The organism is Paenibacillus sp. FSL H7-0714 (assembly GCF_038003765.1).
Taxonomy (GTDB): Bacteria; Bacillota; Bacilli; order Paenibacillales; family Paenibacillaceae; genus Paenibacillus_AQ.
On record NZ_JBBOPT010000001.1, the window covers coordinates 1,543,995 to 1,560,356 of the forward strand.

Annotated in this window: 15 protein-coding genes; 10 read left to right on the forward strand and 5 right to left on the reverse strand. The window is 42.6% G+C overall.

Annotated features, from left to right (window positions below; all coding sequences use genetic code 11):
• Positions 1-125 precede the first annotated feature (125 nt).
• Together NST34_RS06885 and NST34_RS06890 are read left to right on the forward strand one after the other, a co-directional pair.
• Positions 126-1,943: an adenine deaminase gene (locus NST34_RS06885; RefSeq protein ID WP_341129513.1), complete on the forward strand. Its 1,818-nt coding sequence runs from the start codon at positions 126-128 to the stop codon at positions 1,941-1,943.
• Positions 1,944-2,265: 322 nt separating this feature from the next.
• Entirely contained in the window at positions 2,266-2,718 is a 453-nt protein-coding gene (locus tag NST34_RS06890) for an IDEAL domain-containing protein (protein ID WP_042185792.1), read from the forward strand.
• A gap of 91 nt (positions 2,719-2,809) precedes the next feature.
• On the opposite strand, the gene hemH is transcribed toward NST34_RS06890, so the two are convergent.
• On the reverse strand, positions 2,810-3,808 hold the full coding sequence (gene hemH, locus NST34_RS06895; RefSeq protein WP_341127438.1) for a ferrochelatase: 999 nt from the start codon (positions 3,806-3,808) through the stop codon (positions 2,810-2,812).
• Positions 3,809-4,300: 492 nt separating this feature from the next.
• Here hemH and NST34_RS06900 point away from each other — a divergent pair, with 492 nt between their 5' ends.
• Entirely contained in the window at positions 4,301-6,592 is a 2,292-nt protein-coding gene (locus NST34_RS06900; RefSeq protein WP_341127439.1) for an FMN-binding protein, read from the forward strand.
• A gap of 199 nt (positions 6,593-6,791) precedes the next feature.
• A complete protein-coding gene (locus tag NST34_RS06905; protein ID WP_042185798.1) occupies positions 6,792-7,748 on the forward strand; it encodes a 3'-5' exoribonuclease YhaM family protein in 957 nt (318 codons plus the stop codon).
• Between the two features lie 385 nt (positions 7,749-8,133).
• Here NST34_RS06905 and NST34_RS06910 read toward each other — a convergent pair whose 3' ends face one another.
• On the reverse strand, positions 8,134-8,772 hold the full coding sequence (locus NST34_RS06910) for a 3'-5' exonuclease (RefSeq protein WP_076286301.1): 639 nt from the start codon (positions 8,770-8,772) through the stop codon (positions 8,134-8,136).
• A gap of 243 nt (positions 8,773-9,015) precedes the next feature.
• Between NST34_RS06910 and NST34_RS06915 the strand changes: the two genes are divergently transcribed.
• Positions 9,016-9,633, forward strand: a complete 618-nt coding sequence (locus NST34_RS06915; protein WP_341127440.1) for a DNA-3-methyladenine glycosylase family protein — start codon at positions 9,016-9,018, stop codon at positions 9,631-9,633.
• Between the two features lie 22 nt (positions 9,634-9,655).
• On the forward strand, positions 9,656-10,360 hold the full coding sequence (locus NST34_RS06920) for a DNA alkylation repair protein (protein ID WP_076286299.1): 705 nt from the start codon (positions 9,656-9,658) through the stop codon (positions 10,358-10,360).
• Between the two features lie 36 nt (positions 10,361-10,396).
• On the opposite strand, the gene NST34_RS06925 is transcribed toward NST34_RS06920, so the two are convergent.
• Positions 10,397-11,080: a PspA/IM30 family protein gene (locus tag NST34_RS06925; protein WP_341127441.1), complete on the reverse strand. Its 684-nt coding sequence runs from the start codon at positions 11,078-11,080 to the stop codon at positions 10,397-10,399.
• A 47-nt stretch (positions 11,081-11,127) separates the two neighbouring features.
• Positions 11,128-11,346 (reverse strand): PspC domain-containing protein, encoded by a 219-nt coding sequence (locus NST34_RS06930; RefSeq protein WP_042185808.1) that lies wholly within the window; start codon positions 11,344-11,346, stop codon positions 11,128-11,130.
• 287 nt (positions 11,347-11,633) lie between these two features.
• On the opposite strand from NST34_RS06930, the gene NST34_RS06935 reads away from it, so the two are divergent.
• Entirely contained in the window at positions 11,634-12,047 is a 414-nt protein-coding gene (locus NST34_RS06935; protein WP_076286297.1) for a zinc ribbon domain-containing protein, read from the forward strand.
• A 79-nt stretch (positions 12,048-12,126) separates the two neighbouring features.
• On the opposite strand, the gene NST34_RS06940 is transcribed toward NST34_RS06935, so the two are convergent.
• Positions 12,127-13,230 carry a GerAB/ArcD/ProY family transporter gene (locus NST34_RS06940; protein ID WP_341127442.1) on the reverse strand — a complete coding sequence of 368 codons (1,104 nt, stop codon included), beginning with the start codon at positions 13,228-13,230 and terminating at the stop codon, positions 12,127-12,129.
• A 145-nt stretch (positions 13,231-13,375) separates the two neighbouring features.
• Here NST34_RS06940 and NST34_RS06945 point away from each other — a divergent pair, with 145 nt between their 5' ends.
• Genes NST34_RS06945 through NST34_RS06955 form a run of 3 tightly spaced genes read left to right on the forward strand, consistent with a single transcriptional unit; the run spans position 13,376 to position 16,346 of the window.
• Positions 13,376-14,890, forward strand: a complete 1,515-nt coding sequence (locus tag NST34_RS06945; protein WP_042185813.1) for a spore germination protein — start codon at positions 13,376-13,378, stop codon at positions 14,888-14,890.
• A complete protein-coding gene (locus NST34_RS06950) occupies positions 14,887-16,110 on the forward strand; it encodes a Ger(x)C family spore germination protein (RefSeq protein WP_076286295.1) in 1,224 nt (407 codons plus the stop codon). Before NST34_RS06945 ends, NST34_RS06950 begins: the two co-directional genes overlap by 4 nt.
• A 5-nt stretch (positions 16,111-16,115) precedes the next feature.
• Positions 16,116-16,346 carry a hypothetical protein gene (locus tag NST34_RS06955; RefSeq protein ID WP_042185817.1) on the forward strand — a complete coding sequence of 77 codons (231 nt, stop codon included), beginning with the start codon at positions 16,116-16,118 and terminating at the stop codon, positions 16,344-16,346.
• Positions 16,347-16,362 lie beyond the last annotated feature (16 nt).

A 16,362-nucleotide genomic window follows, 5' to 3' on the forward strand; every position in this document is an offset into this window, starting at 1 on the left:
CGTTTTTTCGTACAATATCAGATTTGCCAACTATGATATCAACACAGCCGATGGTTAAGCAATCCTCTATTATTATGAATCTATTCACTACATCAAGAACGCACTTGGATACTAACGGGGGAGAGATGATTATGACAACTTTTACAAGAAAGCCTTTAGCAGATTGTGTACCTGAGCTTGTGGCTACGGCAAGAGGAGATAAACCGGCAACACTAGTAATTACAGGTGGAAAGCTGGTTAATGTATGCTCTGGTGAAATTTTAGAAGGAATGTCTGTTGGTATACAAGGTGGGCGTATCGCTTATGTTGGTAAAGATGTGACACATATGATTGGTGAAGGAACGCAGGTTATTGAGGCGAACGGTAAGTATATAGCTCCGGGACTACTCGATGGCCATTGTCATATTGAGAGCACACAGCTGACCGTTACTGAATTCTCCCGTGCGGTTCTGCCGCTGGGTACAACAGGTGGTTTCTTTGATGCTCATGAGATTGCTAATGTATTTGGGCTGAAGGGGATTCAATTGATGCTCGATGAGATGCGCGGGACACCGTTAGCGGCTTACATGCAGGTGGCTTCTTGTGTGCCTGCGGCAGGTGCGGAATTCGAGACAACGGGAGCTTCTATTGGACCAGAAGAAGTGGCAGAAGCCTTTACTTGGGGACCCGATGTGATTGCGCTGGGTGAAGTGATGAATTTTCCTGGCGTTGTTTATGGCGATGAGAAAATGCTTGGGGAAATTCAAGCTACGCTGCGGGCAGGCAGATTTGTAGATGGTCATTTCACATGGCCTTCCAGCGACTGGAGACTGCCCGTGTATGCTGCGGCAGGTGTGACTGGCGATCATGAGTGTGTGACAGCAGACGATGTGATTGAGCGCGTTCGACTGGGGATGTATGCCAAAATGCGCCGGGGTTCCGCTTGGCATGATGTGGCTAAAACAATTACGGCCCATACAGAACACGGCATTGATACACGCCGAATGATGCTGGTAACGGATGATCGTAGTTCGGAATCCTTACGAGATGAAGGGCATATGAATTTCGTCCTCCGTGATGCTATTGCTCAAGGTGTTAAGCCTATAACGGCTATCCAAATGGCTACCATTAATACTGCTGAACGCTTTGGTTTAGCGCGGGATATCGGATCTATTACTCCGGGTTCTTTTGCAGATATCATCCTTTTAGACGGGAATTTGGCGGATATTAATGTAGTGCTGACAATTGCCGCAGGTGTAGTAGTTGCGGAGAACGGAGTAATGACGGCAGAGCTTGCTAAATTCACTTATCCGGAGGAAGTGTTGGCTTCGGTTCATTTGCCACAGCGTCCTACTTCAGAAGACTTCATCATTGCTGCTCCAATTCAAACAGGTGAACTTACTACAAGAGTTATTAAAGTAAGAGAAAATCATGTGGAGACTATTGAGCGTATGGTTTCGATACCTGTAGTGGAGGGGCAACTAGATGTAAATGCTATAGAAGGTTTGTGCAAAATCGCAGTGCTCGAACGTCATAAAGGTACAGGCAATAAATCAGTGGCCGTTGTCGAAGGCATTGGATTTAAAGAGCCGGCTGCCATTGCAATGACGGTTGCTCACGATAGTCATAATGTACTCGTTATCGGCAATGATGATGAGTTAATGGCTAAAGCTGCAAATGCGGTGGCGGATGCCCAGGGTGGTGTTTGTATGATCACATCCAGTGGGGAAACATTATTCCCGTTGGCTATTGCAGGTCTAATGTCCACGGAACCCTTCGAAATTGCTGCTGCAAAATCAGCTGCGATCAGCAAAGCGCTATATGATGCTGGCTGTACTTTGAACTACGCATTTATGACTTTATCGTTGCTTGCATTGGCGGTTATCCCGACGCTACGCATCACGGATAAAGGACTTGTTCGGATCTCGCCTGAAGGAATACAGTTAGTGCCATTGTTTGTTTAAGTAAAGTTAACTGAATAATAATTAGGCAAAAGACTGTTTTGAGGTCGATGATGACCATTCAGAACAGTTTTTTGTTGTGAAAATAAGAAAGACTAATTTTTTAAATATAAATATTAAACAGATGGACAAAGATTGAAACATTTTTCTGTGGAATTAATGAAAAAATATTAACAAAGCGTAGTCAGTTGACGATAATAATGTTAAATTAGATAAAAATTAAAGTGAATGGATAGAGTTAATTTTACATTATTGGCATTTAACGAAATTATAGATATCATCAGGTTTCAGGTAACCCAACTAAGAGGGACGAGGTGCATGAGAGATGATCAGACTAGAAACGCAAGACATTCTGAATATTAGCATGAAGCAAATTGCTACTATTTTTAAAATGAAGCCGCTTGAGCTGAGATTTGTCACTGATTTTCAGGGTGAAAAATATCTCTTAACCAATGATAAGCTACACCTCAGCAATCAGCAGTACTGGGCGAAGGTTATGGAATGTGTCTTTGATGATCATGTTAGACCTGTGCTAATGTGTGAGGTGTTATATTTCCTGCGTAACGAATTTCTGGAAAGTGATATCAAGATATGCTTCTCTTATGATTATGCAGAGGATGGGAATGGAGAAGCCACTGCAACCGCTGAAGTATCTTTTAATGATTCAGCTGATTTGCAGCCGAGTGAGATTGCCGAGCTGATCGACTTTGCATTGACCTTACAGGACAAGCAATGGTTCCATGAACTGACTACTAAATATAAGCAGCTTACAGCATAAGCATCTTAGTGATCCTTAGATCCTATGAACGGACATAACAAACCGTCTTATCTCAGCAGAGAATATCTGCGGACAAGACGGTTTTTTTGTATTACCAGCCCATGGCATTTCGTTCAACATGCTGAGCCAGAAATTGAAGCCAGTCCTCATGATTATTCAAGCAGGGGATCGCAGTGAAGTCTTCAGCCTCAAATTGCTTGCGCCCTTCTATGGCTAGCTCGTGCAGCGTTTCCAGACAATCCGTTACAAGTCCCGGTGAGAAAATCAAAGGTTTATGAATTCCGCGTTCCGCTAGCTTTCCCAAAACATCTGCTGTAGAGGGACCTACCCATTCTTCGCGTCCGAAGCGTGATTGAAAAGTAAGCTGCCAGCGTTCAGGCTCCCAATTCATAGCTGAAGCGAGAAGACGCGCAGTTTCCATACATTGCTCTGGATAGGGATCGCCTGTATCTGCATATCGTTTGGGGATTCCGTGAAAGGTCAGTACAAAAAAATCAGGATTAGAGCTCAGAAGTTCCATTTGCTGCAGTAAATGCGACTTCATGGCTGAAATATAACCGGGTTCATTATAATAGGCATCCATAAATCTGAGAGCAGGAATAAGGCGCTTTGTTACCGGCCCAGTGGAGCTTTGTCGTCCTAGTGCAGCAAAACTCGCTTGATCGAAGACAGATGCCGTCGTAGTGGACGAATATTGCGGGAATAGCGGCACAATGATGATGCGTGTGACTCCATTTGCTTCCAATGTGCTCATCGCTTGTTCCATACTTGGTTCGCTATATGCTAAGCCAAGCTCTACTTGATACCGTGAACCTAGAAGCGCTTGCAAACCAGATCGCTGAGCTAATGAGTGGAAGAGTAAAGGTGATCCTTCTGTTGTCCAGATTTGTCTGTACAGCTCAGCCGACCGCCGAGGACGTGTACGCAGAATAACGCCTCGCAGCAGAGGTTGCCAGAGCAGTGGTGTATAATCTATGATTCGGCGGTCGGATAAAAAACGTTTCAGATAAGGACGTACCGCCTTTGCAGTAGGTGCAGTAGGTGTGCCAATTTGGGCGAGAATAACTCCAATAGGTGGCTGTTTGTTCAAAGCTTTGAACTCCTTTCCCATGTTAGAGATCGTTCTAAAATAACATATCTATTCTTGGATACACAATAATCGAGATCACGTTATCTACTTTGGGAATAGGAAGTGGGTGTATTTGTTTGGAGAAAATAATGAAAAATTACATTTATGAGCAAATAGTGATGTTTCTTATAGGGTATGTGATTTTAGATACAGAGGAATTGCGGAAAAGTTTGGTAGTATCAAACCAGAAATTGATTGAAAAAGCGCCTTCATTTTTTTCTGATATTATATGTGAATTATTTCACCTTTGATGCGGTTTATTGTAAAAAGGAATGAATAGATTTAAGGCATTATTTTTTTGGAAAGTGATGGTTCGCGCATAGGCATGAGAGGGGGGATGGGTTCTTATGAAGAGAGATGTAATGCTTCATAAGAAGAGAAGGGGCGCCGTGAAAGGTAAGTTTGGTTAAGAAAAGCTATATATCACTGGGGACTTGGTAAAGGAGAATTTTATTGAAAAAACTAATTTCTTTAACGGTTAGCGCGGCAATATTGTTAGCGCCATTTGCTTACACACTTAATGTGCCTGCTTTGAACTTGAAGGTGGATGCAGTATCCGCAGCTTCTGAAGAAGCGGATGCACCAGCAGCTAAACCAACAGCAAAACCAGCAGCAACAGCAAAACCAGTAGCAACACCAAAAGCAACAGCAAAACCAGTAGTAACACCAAAGCCAACAGCAAAACCAGTAGAAACACCGAAAGCAACGGTAAAACCAGTAGCAACACCAAAGGCAACAGCAGCACCAGCAGCAACGACAAAACCAGCTACAACGCCAAAAGCAACCACTGCTCCAGCGGCTACAGTAGTTCCAGCAGCGACTGTTAAGCCTGTGCCTACAGCATTGCCGGTTACAGTTAAGGAAAATGTATATCAAGATGGAGTTTACGTAGCGTATGGCGATGCTTACTCCAAAGGTACCGAAGGCGCTAAGATCGAAATTAAAGATGGGAAAATTACTAGCATCGATCTCCTGAGAACCAGCCCTAAGCTGATCGACAGAGATGCTCGTAACAATTATAGCGCTTTATGGCAAGCTTATGGATTGATGACGAATAAATTGATTGGCAAGACAAGAGATGGAGCAGCTGCAGTAGATGCTGTTTCGGGAGCAACACGCTCTAGTAATGGATGGAAATTGTCTGTAGACAGAGCGTTTGAAAGAGCTCTAACAGTGAAAGATACAGATGCAGTTTACTTTGATGGTGTTCATATGGGCATAGATCCTACAGGTAAATATGCAGTATTTGCAACCTACGAATCCAATAAGCACACAGCTGTTAAAGTGTACCCGCTGAACAATGCTGGTGATTTCGTGGATGAGAAGGCCTACACAGCTGAGCAATCCGCAGCAGTTGCAGCTATAACACCAGCATTGCTGGCTAAAGGAACAGCTGCAGAGCCTGTTGCAGGACTCGAAGCCGACTCTAAGGCTGCGATTAATGCTTTCTGGGATGCTGAGCAGAATGCAAAGATTAACAATACTTCTGCTTATGTAGACGGATTCTATTCCTCTTATGGGACTGCAAGAAGTGTTGGTGTTGAAAGAGCTGACATCGTGATCCGCAACGGTAAGCTTGTGGATGTGAAGCTGTTCAGACTTGGGAACAACCTAATTGACAGAGGTGCAACGGCTTATGCAGAAGTTGTAAAAGCTAATGCTCCGATGACAGCTAAGTTGCTTGCTAATGGATCTTATTTCGCTAACTATGATGAGAAAGTAGATGGAATCTCTGGCGCTACAGAAAGTAGTCACGGTTGGAACCAAGCCGTAGAAAGAGCTTTCGAAAAAGCACTGAAAGTTCCAGATGAAGTTAAATATTTTGACGGAAAATTCGCAGGTGTAGATAACCAATCAAAAGTATTACTGCTTGTTGATGTTGCTTCAGATGCAGTTACAAACATTAAATTAAGCTTGTTCGGTGCTGACGGCAAGCTGATCGCTGATGACAAACTAAGTGCAGAACAAAAATCGTTGGTGGGTACACTTACTTCAGGATTACTTGAAAAAGGTGTGCAAATGTCCGATATCACAGGTCAAGAAGAGCTATCCGCAGCTGCCAAAGCTGCTCTGACTGATGCTTTGACTAACGCATCCAAAGTTCAAGGAACCTATAAAGACGGAACCTTCACTGCATTTGGTGATGCCTATGATAAAGGAACAAACAGAGCAGACGTTACACTGCGTAACGGTAAGATCGTAAATGTTGCTTTGTATCGTGTAGGAATGAATCTTGTGGATAGAGGCAAAGCTGCTTACCCAGAGGTGGTAAAAGCAATTCCGCAATTGACTTCTAGCTTCCTTGCAGCAGGTACTAGAGAAGCTGTGCAAGATGTAGACGCTGTTTCCGGTGCAACTAGTAGTAGTGTAGCTCTCAAGACTGCGGTGGATAGAGCATACGGGAAAGCTGAAATTGTTGAAGCTAACAAAGCGGCTTACTTCGATGGAATCTTCATTGGTGTAAGTACGGATAAGCTTGTAAATGTGATGACGTATGTAGAACATGGCGTTCCTGTTAAAATGCTTGTTTACTATTTAGATAAAAACGGAAGTACAAGAACGGTCAACCAGTTGACTGACGCTGAGCTGGCTGTGAAGAGCGAGATTGAGTCGACTTCAACGGGCTATAGTTTACACAAGTATGGATATCGTGCAGCAGCCTTCGGAAATAATGATGCTGAGAAAGAAGTATCTGCTAAAGTGGTAGAAGCTATTAAATCAGCACTTGAATCCGCTGGTAAATAAGCAATTTTCAATCAATAGTTAATCTATAAAGGGGGTTATTCTAGAGCCATATTATGGCCTGTGGAGTAACCTCCTTTATCTACCTGTACATAAAAATGAAAATAGATCGTATAGTGATTTAAAGGGATTTTGGACGTGAGTGTCTAAAGTTTAATATAGAGAGCAGGTACAAAGCCTGTTATTAATAGGAGGCTTCAACATGACACAAATTAAACAGCTCGCTCCACAGGATGAATTTGTTGGCTTTTATCTCTTAAGAGAGCTAGCGATCAAACAAACGAACGGTACTCCTCCAAAGGATTATTTCGACCTAGTCTTGGGGGATTCCAGTGGACAATTGTCCGCGAAATATTGGGATGCCAGCACAACCGATAAAGAAACTTTTTTTCCTATGGCACTGGTGAAGGTTCGTGGGATTGCGCACACTTATCGTGAGAAATTGCAAATCAAAGTAACCAAAATCAGATTGGTGAACGATGAGGATGGCGTTGCGCTAACGGATTTTATTCGCTCCGCTCCTATTCGTCCAGTAGACCTTATTCATACGATTAAAGGGGTTATGGCAAGCATCACAGATCCGGAGATTGCCTCGATTGTCTCCTTTTGTGTAAGCAAAGTGGAAGAGAAATTGATGCATTATCCGGCTGCCAAAACGCATCACCATGCTTATTTTGCCGGACTTGCTTATCATATGGTTCGCATGCTGGAGATCGGGGATTTTCTGTGCAAGCAGCGTCCGTTCCTGAATCCAGATTTAATGAAGGCTGGAATTATTCTGCATGATATCGCGAAGCCGGAGGAGATGATCTCTCAGCTCGGAATTGTCTCAGAATATAGCGTTCAGGGTAAGTTGATTGGTCATATCTCGATGGCATCTAACTGGATTACAGAAGCGGCCATCCGCTTAGACATTGATTTGAATTCGGAGAAGGTTCTGGCGTTACAGCATCTCGTATTATCACACCATAACCTGGGCGAATGGGGCAGTCCTGTTCAGCCGCAAACGGCTGAGGCCGTAGCGCTGCATCATATTGACGCGATGGATGCGAAGCTGCAGATGGTCGAGGATGCGCTGGATACCACACCAGAAACGGAAGAATGGACGCCATTCATCAGAGGACTGGAGAATAAAGCAGTTTATCGGATGAAGATCTAGTGTGTTGTGTTGATCTTGGTTGGTGATCTGGATGAACCGATAGGATGTTCACTGATCGCTGATAAAATATACGGAATTCTTCCCTATAATTAGCACGATAAGGGTCTATTCGAAGTCATTATACGGAATTTCTCCTTAAAATTTTTATGAAATGCTTCATTTACACCCGAACCTTATGAATTATAGGGATAAATTCCCTATAACTCTGTCGTATAGGGCGTAAATTTAGAATTACAGGGAGCTATTCCCTATAATGACCAGCAAGGTTAGATTTCTTCGTAGTGAATGAATCGACTTGTATGCTATATTCCCCCATCTATGCAAAACACCCAACCAGCTGTAATGAGCCTGTTGGGTGTTTTTTGCTAAATAACTTAATAGTTTCTTACAAATAGAAGTTTTTCGTTCTTTGATTGTTCACAGGTTTCTTAGCAGGTTTACTCTTTCGAGCAGAAAAAGGAGTGTACCCACCAGCAAACATTGTTCCGCTAGTATATCCTTGGCTGCTGGAGAGCAAAAGCGGGTCAAGATGTGATTCTCGCTCCATAAGCATTAATAGAACCAAGGCAGCTGCGCGCGCGTCATCGAGAGCGTCATGGTGCTTCAGCTCAATGCCGAAATGCTCGGATACTACATTAAGCTTATGAGAGGGAAGCTCGGGCAGCATTTTTTTGCCTAATAAATAAGTACATAAGTATTGAAAGCTCGGATAGCTTATGGACATCCCATCGAGGCAATACCGCAGTACACTCATATCAAAAGCGGCATTGTGCGCTACAACAATTCGTCCGTGCAGCAAAGGTTCAACGGTGGGCCATAATTCGTGGAAAGTAGGCTGACCGATTACCATGGAGGGGGTGATGCCATGTATCGAAATGTTCATGCCGTCAAACCGCTGTTGCGGATCGATCAGCCAAGAATGTTCTGCTGTGATTACGCCATCTTTAACTTCCACAAGTCCCAAAGCACAGGCGCTGGATCGACTGGAATTCGCCGTTTCAAAGTCAATTGCTATAAAGTCCATTCGTAAAGCTCCTCATCTATCATATATACATTCATATTAAAGTAGTAAAATGATAAATACAATCTAGTACAAGTTACATATAGTAGTTGAGTAAAAATATGAATTCCCGCCATAACCATCTACCCGAGTAGAAATGTTGTGGCTTTTTCAAGTTTCGTTATCTTGCTATCCTATTCAAGAATCCGTACACTGCAAAATAGATGTTGTATATTATTGTTAAGCTCAGATACGGGAGGAAATACTTTGGGAGCTGTAATCACTAAATTTTTTGAATATGGGCAAGCAGAAATCGATTACCTCGGAAGTGTGGACCCAGTGCTAGGTGCGGCGATGGCGCGAATGGGGAAAGTGGAACGTGTGATTATTCCGGATCTTTTCACCGCGCTTATCTATGCCATAGTAGGTCAGCTAATATCAGTCAAAGCAGTTCGAACTATCTGGACAAGAATGCAGGCTCAGTTCGAAGAAATAACTCCGCAGCAGCTAGCTATACACACAGCGGATGAGATTCAGGGTTGCGGCATGACGATGAAAAAGGCAGTTTGCATTCATGACATTTCCAAGCTGATTGCTGATGGGGAGTTTAAGCTGGAGGAATTATATGGATTGTCCGATCAAGAGGTTATTCAAAGACTCATGAAGTTAAAAGGCATCGGTATGTGGACAGCAGAGATGATGCTAATCAATTGTATGGAGCGCCCAGATGTAGTTAGTTGGGGGGATATCGCCATTCGTCGCGGCATGATGAAGCTGTATGGGCTTGATACGCTTACCAAAAAGCAATTCGAACAATACCGTCTCAAGTACTCACCACACGGTTCGGTAGCTTCCATATATTTATGGGAGATTTCATTTCAATAATTAATACGTAGGGAGCACTATAGTGGACAAAACAATAAAGGAACAGCTAGTGGAGTTGGCAGATGCGGATTACCAGAAGTTTTCTGCGGCTTTACTTCCGACGATCGATAATGTGATAGGAGTCAGGCTACCGGAGCTGCGTAAACTGGCCAAAACCATTGCAAAGGGTGACTGGAGAGCCTATTTGGAGCACGCCGACTCTGATTTTTTTGAAGAGGTAATGCTGCAAGGTATGGTACTTGGTTATGTGAAGGCAGATCCTGAAGAAATTCTGCATTATATTGCGGACTTTATTCCTAAAATCGATAACTGGTCGGTATGTGATAGCTTTTGCACAGGGCTGAAGTTTACCTTGAAGAATAAAGAGCAGATGTGGGACTTTATAGTGCCGTATCTGTTATCTGACAAAGAATATGAGATTCGATTTGCGGTTGTAATGATGCTTAATTTCTTTATTGAAGAAGCGTACATCAGTCGGATTCTACAACTACTCGATAAGGTTAGACATGAGGGGTATTATGTGAAAATGGCGGTTTCTTGGGCGCTATCGATGTGTTATGTGAAGCTGCCTGCGGCTACGATAGATTATTTGAGAACTAACACTTTAGATGATTTCACCTATAACAAGGCTTTGCAGAAAATCACAGAGTCTTACCGAGTAGATCCGGAATCGAAAAAAATGATTCGCGGGATGAAGAGGAATAGAAAAAACAAGCCCCTTATATAGCTCAGTAGCTGAGAAATAAGGGACCTGTTTTTATATTTATTTTTTGTCGGTATTGATTTTCCGGTTGCGGATACGTTCAATTTCATCATCAACAGCACTACGAAGGGTGGGATCAATGGACGAAGCTACGCCTGCACCTGAGTTGGATTTATACTTGGAGTTTTCCGCCAGAGCTTCCCACTCGAAAATTTTCTCTTCCATTCGTTCGAAGCCACGTGAAGCGGTACCCACATTCGGTCCTTTTACACTGTTACTATGAGGAGCTGAGCTTAGTGTTTCTGTAGCTTGCTGAGCACGAGCGATAAGTTCAGTTCTTTTCGCTTTAAGGTGTTCGCGCTCTTCTTTAGCTCTAGCGATGTTGATCTCCAGCTCTGCCAGGGATTGCTGAGTTTGTGCCTGACTATTGATACTCTCATCCAGCTGTTCTGTATACCGCAGCTTGGCCATGAGTGCAAGGCGTGCTCTTTCTTCATTTCCTTGCTCAACCGCCTGAACAGCTTCAGCTTCGCTTTGATCTATCAGCTGAGTATATTCTTGCTTACGGCGTTCCAATACACTCGCTGTAACTTTTAAATCACGTTCATTGCGTTCTGCCGTAGCTATTTCGTTCTCAAGATCGCGTAGATACTGACCCGTCAGTAGCACTGGGTTTTCTAATTTGTTCAGACCTTCGTGTAGGGCAGCTTTAGTAAGGGTGGAAATTCTTTTGAATAAACTCATGTTATATCTCTCCTTAGTATGTTTGATTGGTACTAAATGACGATCTGTTAATAGAAATCATGTCCATCCGAAAAGCTGCCAAAAGGTTCTTTAGGGACGATGATGCTGGCGATAAAGTAAAAGATAAGTACGGTACCGAAGCTGAAAAGTGCTGCGGCAACAGTTACGAGACGGAGAATTGTGGCATCGATGCCTGACCAACTGGCAAGACCTCCGCATACACCACTAATCTTCTGGTCACTTCTGGAACGATATAATTTTTTCATTTATTATTGTCATCCTCTCTAATGGGGGGGATTGTGTTTAAATCTTGCAACCCGCTTGCTTATGTACTCATTGTATAGCCTTTTTAAATGCGGCAAAACGGCCTGAAGGCGGTTTTATATACCAGACCTGAGTCGAGGTTCGTTCCCGCAGGAAGGCGGGGGAAATAAGTTCATGATTGTGGATGAACTACAAATCGCGGTTGAAGTTAGGTACAATAAAGAGAGGAATACTTGTGGTGGTGTCGAAATATGCTTATATATGACTACTACGGAATAGGGGGCTGAATATGAGCTTTTTTAACAAGGTAAAGGCAGGCGTGAGCGAGGCTGGCAATAAAGCAAAGACAGTGGTGGAGATCAACCGTTTGAAATTACAGAACAACAGCAAGCAGAATGACATTGACCAGCAGTATCAGGTAATGGGTAAACTGTTGTTTGAAGCTGTAACACAAGGAGCAGGACCATTGCCGAGTGAGCAGATCGAGAAGAATATTTCCCGTATTCTTGAACTGAAATCGGAGATTGAGGTCAATCTGCAGCAAATTGCGGGGTTGTCCGATGTGAAGCAGTGTAAAGCATGCGGTGGCAATGTGGCAATCGAGGCTCGCTTTTGTCCGAGTTGCGGATCAACTTTTGAAGTGGCTCAAGAGCCAATTCGTGATGTAACACCATCGTCGATTACTTTGGATAAGAAGGAATAAAGCTACTGAATGTAAGAAATTCATGAACAAAAGGACAGCTTAATAGCTGTCCTTTTTTTATTTTTAGGAGAGAAGTCGTTTAAACCTTGGCAGCAAAACGTTTTTTTAAATAATACACAATTAGCAACATAAGCGGCAGAACAAATGCACAGGTGAAATCCCAATCTACCCAGTAGGTGGGGATTTCCTTTACATAAAAAATGATGTCTTTGGCAATCAGTTGTGACATACCAAATAACAAAAATCCAGTGGGTAGGATCAGAGGACGGTGGCTTTTGAGTTTAAATAATTGGGCTGTACCTAATGTTAAAGCATAATAATAAATGGCTGTTTTGAAGTATGTGCTGATAATCCATGCAGTAGCCATAAGCGCTTCAATACGTTGCAGAGAATTAGCAATATTAATTTTTTGAGCAAGAATATAAGCGGCATAAAATTGATGTTCAGAAGCGTAAACACCAAGAACGGTAAGGGAAAAAAATAAGATGAGGTTAAGTCCGAGAGCTCCGATGATCAAGGCTATGAAAATATCCCGGCTTGTTTTGCTATTCTTCTGAGCATATGGATATACCATAAGAAACACGCATAATTCACCAAAAGGATAAAAAACACCATACATCAAAGTATGGAGCATGTCCGGTACTGGTGTGTTCATAATGGGGTATAAACGTTCCATTTTGACATCGGGAGTCAGCAGAAGCAGCAGACCGATCAAAAAAACTGCAAACAGAGGGAAAAAAAGCTGAGCTGCCCGTCCCAATGTTTCCAGACCCAGTCGTACACCATATACCAGCAGGAAAATGGCCATAAAACGGATAACCCCACCGGGTGTCTTCTCGTAAATCTGTGTACACATGAAATCTTCAATTTCTCTTATGTAAGTGGAAGCGGCAATCAGGAAGAACACTAAATAGAACAAGGCTACAGCCGTTCCGGCCCATTTTCCTAGGATTTGTAGGCTAAGCTCGATAATATTCTTGTTTGGTTCAATGTCTGCTAAGCAGAGCAACAGTTTTATGGTCGCTAGGCCCAAGGGGATACTAATCAAAGCAGCAATCCATGCATCTTGTTTCGCTCCTGATATCATTAACGCTGGATACACAAGCGCCATATCCCCAATAAATGTGAATAGCCCGAGTATAATCATTTGATTGGTACTAATTCGATCTTTCTCCAAACTCATATACCCCCTCAAATTTATTGGACTAGTTTTAGTATGGTTGTAGTTACCAGAATTATGCCATTCACGAATTTTAATCAGAAAGGAATAATTATCAAAATTAACATCAAACTATACTCATTAATCTAAGTGAAGTGGAGGCTACATCGTGAAAAGTTCGGAGACGGGTACACTATCAAACCGATTGAAAACCAATATTGATCAGTTGAACGGATTGCTGGGCGGAAGTTCTGATGTAGTGATAAAAGAGTTGCAGATAGAAGAAAATACTAATATTTCTTTGATTTACATAGATGGTCTTGTGGATACTCAGGTACTGCATAATTCAATTTTGTATTCTTTGCAGGAACATATTCCTTATGAACAGCTGGGAAAGCTTGAGCCCGAGCAGAAGATTGAGATTATTAAGAAACAGATATTAATAGCCGGTGATCTAACCGTTATCGTTGATTACAGCCAATTTGTACACGAATTGCTGTCCGGTAGTGTAATGCTGCTGCTCGATGGGACATCCACCGCTCTCCGGATCGGCTTACCAGGCTGGGAAGATCGCAATGTAGGTGAGCCCAGTTCCCAATCGGTTGTTCGAGGTCCAATGGAAGGATTCACTGAGAATTTACGGACGAATACGGCACTGGTTCGGCGGAAAATAAAAGATAGCCATTTATGGCTGGAAACCGTTCAGATCGGAAGGGTAACTCAAACCAGCGTATCCATTATGTATCTAAGCAACATCGCGAATAAGGAGTTGGTGCAAGAAGTAAAACGCCGTCTGAATAAAATTGATACGGACAGTATTCTCGAGAGTGGATATATTGAAGAATTTATTCAAGAGACGGTATTTACACCATTTCCTACCGTATACAACAGTGATCGTCCAGATACGATTGCAGCAGGCATTTTGGAAGGAAAAGTGGCCATTATTGTTGATGGAACTCCTTTTGTACTTTTGGTACCCACATTTTTTGTGGCATTTTTTCAGTCTGCTGAGGATTATTACCAAAGGGCTGATATTGGTACATTGCTGAGATTAGTTCGTTTTATTTCATTTTTTATTACTTTGCTTGCACCTTCATTGTATGTTGCGATAACTACGTATCATCAGGAGATGATACCGACCAATCTTGTAATTAGTTTAGCTGCCCAGCGGGAGAGTGTTCCTTTTCCTGCTTTTGTCGAGGCGCTGATCATGGAAATGACTTATGAGATTTTGCGGGAGGCCGGGGTGCGGATACCCAAAAATATTGGACAGGCGATTTCCATTGTCGGAACGTTGGTGATAGGGCAAGCAGCAGTTGCAGCGGGTTTTATTTCATCTGCAATGGTCATTATTGTATCGCTTACAGCCATTTCTAGCTTTGTTATTCCGGAGACAGGAATGTCTATAGCTGCGCGGATGATCCGTTTTGTGCTTATAGCTTTGGCCGGATTTATCGGATTATATGGAATTCTATTCGGTATTTTTATCATCGTACTGCATTTGTCGAGTTTGCGTTCTTTCGGAATGCCTTATATGAGTCCGCTCGGACCTTATAATTCAAAAGACTTAAAAGACTCTATCTTTCGCTTTCCGTGGCCTTTTTTAAAAACAAGGCCTGCTGAGAACAAGACGCAGAACCTATTTCGTCAAAGTACTTCTAGTGATGAGGAATCAACGCAATGAATAAAAAATTAGTTAGAGGCGTTCTCCAATTGATGATAGCTCTCCAATTTACGTTAGTGCTAAGTGGCTGTTGGGAGAGAAAGGAGCTGAATGAGGTAGCCTTTGTCCTGGGGTTAGGGATCGACAAGGCTGAAACGGGTTATACAGTTTCGATGCAGGTCGTTATTCCATCTGCGATTTCCTCACAATCGTCTGGAGGAGGGGGAGGCACTGGAGTTCCAGTGGTTGTTTATAAATTTACGGTACCTACGTTTTATGATGCACAACGTAAGTTGAATCTGGATAGTTCCAGGACGAGTTATCTTGGTCATATCCGGGTGTTGGTTATTGGGGAGGAACTTGCCCGCTCCGGAGTGGGCGAGATACTGGACGTATTTAAAAGAAGTCGGGAAGCTCGAATGGATTTCTACGTTATGGTTGCCAGAGATACAACCGCCAGCGATGTCTTGAATGTCCTTACACCTATGGATAAATTACCAGCGAACAAATTATTTAGTTCCCTAGATAATTCTTATAAAGATTCAGCAAAAACAGTCGCTGTCACGCTGGATGATTTTATTGAAAATTTATTGGCTGAAGGTGAACATCCTGTACTGACCGGAGTGGAAGTTATGGGAGATCCCAAAGAGGGAGGAGATAAAAGCAATGTAGAGCGAACAATGCCTAAGGCGAGATTGGAATACCATACTGTAGCTGTGTTCAGAAAAGACAAACTGATCGGTTGGCTAAATGAGGGTGAAACGATTGGTTACAATTATATCAACGATAAGGTAACCTCACATTCTGGCTCGATAGCAGGGGAAGATGGAAAGCCTATTGTTATCGAAGCGATCCAGGCTTCAACCAAACGCAAAGTGAAAATTATTGATGGGGAGCCGCATATTTACCTTGACGTTAAGACGCTTTGCAACATTGAAGAAGTGCAAAGTACAGAAAATTTGGAATCGGAAAGCACCATAAAACGTTTGGAAAAGGAAACAGAGGAACGGATTATAGAGCGGATGCAAAACACTGTGGAGCAAGTAACTAATCGCTTCAATGTTGATATTATGGGATTTGGACAATCGATCTACCATGCCAGTCCTAAAGCCTGGACAAAGCTACAGCAAAAAAAAGGCGACGATTACCTCAAATCATTGCCCATCCATTATAGTGCCTCAGTAGTTATTAATCGCGTAGGTCTCACAGATAATTCTTTTCTTGAAAAAATCAAGGAGTGAGTCGAATGGTGTTATTGTTTTTTTTGGTGCTTGCTGTAGGTTGTATGGCACTTGATTTGCCTAAATTAGTGCGAAAGCGCCGAGTACGTGATCTTAGCGTATATTTTATATTTTGGATTTTGGGACTTGGCGCGACCGTATGTGCGTTGTTAAAATTGAACATCCCGAGTCCTTTGTTTCTGATTATTCTTATCTATAAGCCAATAAATAATTTATTTGGAGTATGGTTTCATTAACAACGACGGATTTACA